The 5148-nt window shown below is 66.4% G+C and carries 2 protein-coding genes and 1 pseudogene; all 3 read left to right on the top strand.

The genetic code is table 11. The annotated features are described in order from the left end of the window. Positions 1-190 (top strand): annotated as a pseudogene (locus ACMO6A_RS04385) (hypothetical protein); the annotation flags it as partial. Positions 191-220: 30 nt separating this feature from the next. After that, positions 221-3145 (top strand): hypothetical protein, encoded by a 2925-nt coding sequence (locus tag ACMO6A_RS04380; protein ID WP_418470834.1) that lies wholly within the window; start codon positions 221-223, stop codon positions 3143-3145. Between the two features lie 327 nt (positions 3146-3472). Further along, positions 3473-4981, top strand: coding sequence for a hypothetical protein (locus ACMO6A_RS04375; protein WP_418470833.1), 1509 nt, complete (start codon positions 3473-3475; stop codon positions 4979-4981). Positions 4982-5148 lie beyond the last annotated feature (167 nt).

Raw genomic sequence — 5148 nt, 5'->3', positions numbered from 1 at the left:
GGTCCCGGTCATCCTGCTCATCGCCGCCGGCATCGCCTGCAAGGTACGGGGCCGCGCCCTCGACCTCGGCATCGCCGCGGTCCTTTTCGCCCTCACGGTCCGCAGCGCCATCCGCCTGGACCCGTATTCCATCGGCTATCTCGCCACCGCTTTCACCTGTTTCGCCGTCTCCGGCCTCAAGGAGGAGTAGATCGCTTTGAACACCTCGCCAGAAACCGATATGGTCCCGGTACGGGACGGGGACAGCGAGAAGACGGGGCTGCTCGAGCTTCCGATCTCCCGTCGAGGAGCCTTCGCCGCGCTCGCCTGCGCGGCGGGACTGGCCCTGCTCGGACCCGTCCGGAAGGCGGAAGCGCTCGCGGGCATGAACTTCAACCTCGGCCAGGGCTGGTTCGGAGCCGCCGACGACTCGCTGCTCGTCCATTCGGACCCTCGTCAGGGCGAGGGGGACATGTTCTTCGGCTTCGCGAACGGCTACCATGAATGGCTCTGCGCCGCCCCCGCCAACACCAGCTACTATATAAACCATTACGGACAATGGCTGAGGTACGCCTTCGCCTGCGTCTTCGAGTGCAATTACGCCAACGAGCTCTACACCCTCGTAGTCGTCAGGCCGTTCGCATGGTGCTCCAGCAAGGACCTGCAGCATGGCAAGGGCCTTTGGGTCGATACCATCTCCGTTGGCGGCGACAACAAGGGGTACGTTTACCTCGACGGCGCCGAGTTCGCCGATTCCCGTTTCGCCGGCGACTTCAGGAACCAGATCGGCTACAGGTACTACGACTGGATCTCCTACGGCTTCTACGACTTCAACGACTTCCAGGGGAGCACGTACTGGGGATCGACCCGCCCGTCCTTCTGGGTCAAGAGGCAGAAGGGCGAGGCGCGCCACAGCGTGTCCAGCAAGCTGCAGGTCTACAACGTGGACTACAATCACTTCGGGATGCACGAGAACGTCATCAAGGAAAACGACGCCCCGAACTACTGGTTCCTGAGCCAGACCACCCCTTCCCGCGATTTCAGGGTCGAGAAGATCTACATCCGCAACGATGTCACGCTCTACGGCGGCATCTTCTACATCAGGCCCGTCTCCGCGCCGGACATCCAGCTCGACTTGGTGCAGGACACATATAGCGACGGTAAACCCAAAGCCATGTACGATAACGGGCGCGGCGTGTGCCTCTACGAGAACTATCACGGCGTCAACCAGACCTGGATGCTCAAGCCTTATACCAACGACGGCGTCGACACCTTCACGTTCGCCTTAGCCAACATGGTCGGCCCGAACCTGACGCACGTGCTGAACAACAGCGGCCATGCGGCGCCCGTGGTCGACCACGGAGTCGTCCAGGACAGCCATGCCGACATCTGGGACATCAACAACTCCGACGGCCGGAGCAAGGCATGGTGGATCCACCACGAGCCCGACGACTCGAACGAGACCGACCACTCCTGCTACTTCATCACCTCGGATGCCGACGGCCTGCGCCTCGACACCAACGGGGTCACGTCGAACTCCGTCGCAAGCGTATCCGTCCAGTCCGCGGCATGCCCCGGGCGCTGGGCCATCCAGAAGAACGCCCAGTGGAACCTCGTCGAGGCCCGCATCGAGGGCAAGGTCTCGGTCCATTGCGACGAGGACGCGCTCAAGATCGGCGACAAGGCGAAGATCTGCGGATGGCATAACGCAGACCCGGACGACCCGGATGTCGGAATCAGGCCCTCCGGCTGGGCCCTGGGATGCAAGAACGAATCGGACCTGCCGGTCAGGCCGATCTTCAGGCTCTACATGTCCGACATCGACGACGACCTCCCCGAGGACAACGCCTCCATCTTCGCCCAGTGCGGCGTGGCCACATGGGGGTGGCAGCAGGAATCGCTCGCGCACCGACATATCGGCTACCCCCATGGAGGCCACTCTATCTACGGCCTCGGCCTCAGGCTCGAGGGTTCCGCGTTCCCCGGATCGATCCACTACGCCGCGCAGCGCTACAGCGGGGGCGAGTGGGTCGAAGGCTCCGACGGCGTGCACATCCTCGATGCCGAGTCGGATATCCTCGGCAGGGTGAAGGTCTGGCTCACCGGCGAGATAGCGGACCACTACGACCTCGAGATCAGGACCAAGCTGCTCAACGGGAGCGGCGAGTGGTCCGACCCGGTCTATGTCAACTGTTCCGCCTCGGCGCCGCTCGACGTCAACACCGCACCCGCAGCCGGCATCGAGCCGGACGGCGGCGACGGCAGCAAGGTCTGCGGCATGAACATCCACCTCGTGCGCAAGCCGCAGGGCGGTCGCGTCGTCAGAGAGTTCTCCGACAGCGAAAACCTGGCTGCCGACGCCTCCTGGGGACCGGGGTTTCTCTACGCCGCCGCGATGCTCGGCATCCGCACCGTCAGCAAGACCGACCGCTACGTATGGACCGACCGCTATCTGGGCACGCTCGTCTCCCGCGGCGTGCGAGTCGTCACGACGTGCGTCGAGTACTATGCCGACGGCATCGAGCAGAAGGACATGGTGTATCGCGACCTCGACGTCGAAGGCGGCGATATCTACAACCCCGCCGCCATCGCGACGCAGAAGGCCCTGAAGGACACCTGCAACCTCGACGAGCAATACGGGCAGAACCCCTCGACGGGGTTCTCGGGCTGGTTCCTCGATCCCGAGCTCACCCAGCCCGCCGCGAATGTCACCATCGTCAAGGACCAGACGCTCAAACTCTACGCCCGCAACCGCTGCACCGTGCGCGTCGAGTACGCCGAGGGGTCACTCAAGCCCGAGGACGCCGGCATCTACCGCACCGCGCCGCTCATGTACAAACCCGATGCGCGCTCCTCCTTCGAGCTCCCCGATTTCTCCCTGTCCACGGAGAAGCACAGGCTCGACGGCCTGGCGCTCGCGGCCATCGGCGACGACGGGCAGGGGCACAAGGCGCTCTATTGGGGCGAGAGCGTCACGCCGGTGAAACCCGGCGAGGTGTTCGCCATGATCGCCGACGAGACATGGCGCAGATACGTCCCGGAATGCTGGCTGACCTCGGCTAGCGGCACCGAGAAGGTCTCCTCGGTCACCGCCAAGCGCGACGTCACGCTCTACATCAAATGGACCGAGGCGAAGGCCGAGGGCGTCGCGAGCAGCAAGGGCTGAGCGCGGACCGTGCCGTACGGACCGGACCCGTACACGATGGGAACACATTTCCGCCAATGACGTGATTAGCGTATATCGCGAAAGGGTATAGTCAAGGCAACGCCGTCACTCCTTCCGATAAACCATGTCACGGCGACCCGGCCGACCCACCATCCGATCCAGTCGGCCCCATATGCAATGGCGGACTCCCCAATATGCCGCCATCCTTTTCAAGGCCCGCGCGATTTGCGCATTATCCGTGCCCCGCTCCCACTTTTGGGAGCGGGGTTCTTCTTTGCGCGCGGCGGCCCTATGCTTTCCCCCGAACGCCTACCCCTTGGAGCCATCTTGAAAGCAACCCAGCAGGGCGCGAGGACGCGCCCGACCGTTCTCGCCCTCGGTACCCTCCTCATCGCGGGGCCCATCCTGGCCCGCGCGCTCGCCGGCACCGGCACGCTCGATTCCGACGTCTGGTTCCTCCTCGCGACCGGCCGCGAGATCGCCCGGAACGGCATACCGCATGCCAACCCGTTCTCCATCTGGCCCGGCCAGGGCATCGTCGTGCAGCAGTGGCTCCACGACCTGTGGCTGTGGGCCTGGTACACAGCCGGCGGCTACACCGCCGTGGCCGTCTCCCCATGCGTCCCGGCGGGGCTTCTGTTCTGGCAGCTGGCGCGCCTCATGGGCGACGCCGCCGGCGGCAGGCTCTCGGCGAGCGCGCTGGCGTTCTGCCTTGCCGTGCCGGCGGTTTGCATCTGCATGTACATATCTGTGCGCCCGACGCTCTGGACCGCGCTTCTGTGCACCGTGACGGCAAGGACCATGCTCAGATATCTCAAGGACGGCGACCGCCGGGTGCTGCTATGGCTTCCGGCCGTGGCCGCGGCAGGCGTCAACCTCCAGGCGGCGCAATGGCCGCTGCTCGCCGCGTGCGCCGCGGCCTTCGCCCTGCCGTGCCCGCATGAGATCGCGGACGCCGACGCGCGCCGCGCGTGGTCCGCGCGGGCGCTGCCGATATGCGCCGCGGTCGCCGGGATGTGCGCGGCATCGCTTCTCAACCCCTACGGGGCCGATGGCTCGCTCTACGTGCTGAAATCGCTCGGGGAGGCCGGCTACGGCGGCGCCATCATCGAGATGCAGCCGCTGTGGGTCTCGCTCGGACCCCTGTTCGCGGTGCCCGTCGCGGCGATGGCGCTGGGGCCGTTCGCGCTGTGCCGTCGAAGCGGGGCGAAAGTCCCGGCCGGCGCCGTGGCGATGCTTCTCGCCGGTATCGCCGCGGGAGTCCTGCACTCGCGCTGCATGTGGATCGCCGGCCTGTCCTGCGGCCTGTGCTGCGCGTTCGGGCTCGCAGGTGCGCTCGGGGAGCCCGTGGCGCACCCGGGGCGCGCGGCCGCCGCGGCAGGTGCCGCCATGGCCCTGCTCGCCGCGGTCTCGGGGCTCGCGGTATCGCTGGCACCGCGATCGGGCGGCGAGGCGGGCATGCTGTCCGTGACCGAATCGGAGATGTCCCCCATCTTCTCGGCGATATACGACGCCGGACCCGACGCGCTGGTGTTCTCGAGCGACGTGTCGGTGTACAACCAACTCGAATGGGAGGGGTTCAAGGTTCCCTGCGACATGCGCCCCGAGATATGGGGCGAGCGCATCGCCGGCGCCGGGTCGAGGTCGGCCTACCGCGAGGTCGTCGACGTCCTCCAGGGATCGACCTCGCTCAAGGAGAGCACCGAGGAATGGGGCTGGGAGCTGTTCCTGGTGAGGGACGAGGAGGCCGATGCGCTGCGCTCGGGAGGTGCCGTCGAGCAGGTGGCGGCCGGCGGCGGATATAGCCTCTTCAGGCGCGCGGAAGGCGGTGAGTAGCATGGGGCGCACCGAGGACATGCGCCGGGGGCGCATCCTGCTGTGGGCGTCGCTTTCGGCCACGCTCGCCGCATGCGCGGCGACGCTCGCGGCGGTGTCGCTGTCGGGGTGGTCGCTCTTCCAGCCAGACGCCCGCTACGTGGTCGCCATCGGCCGCTGGATCATCG

This window comes from Eggerthella sp., assembly GCF_048329335.1.
Taxonomy (GTDB): Bacteria; Actinomycetota; Coriobacteriia; order Coriobacteriales; family Eggerthellaceae; genus Eggerthella; species Eggerthella lenta.
Note: the sequence above shows the minus strand (reverse complement) of the source record. Positions and strands in the feature narration are given on the sequence as shown.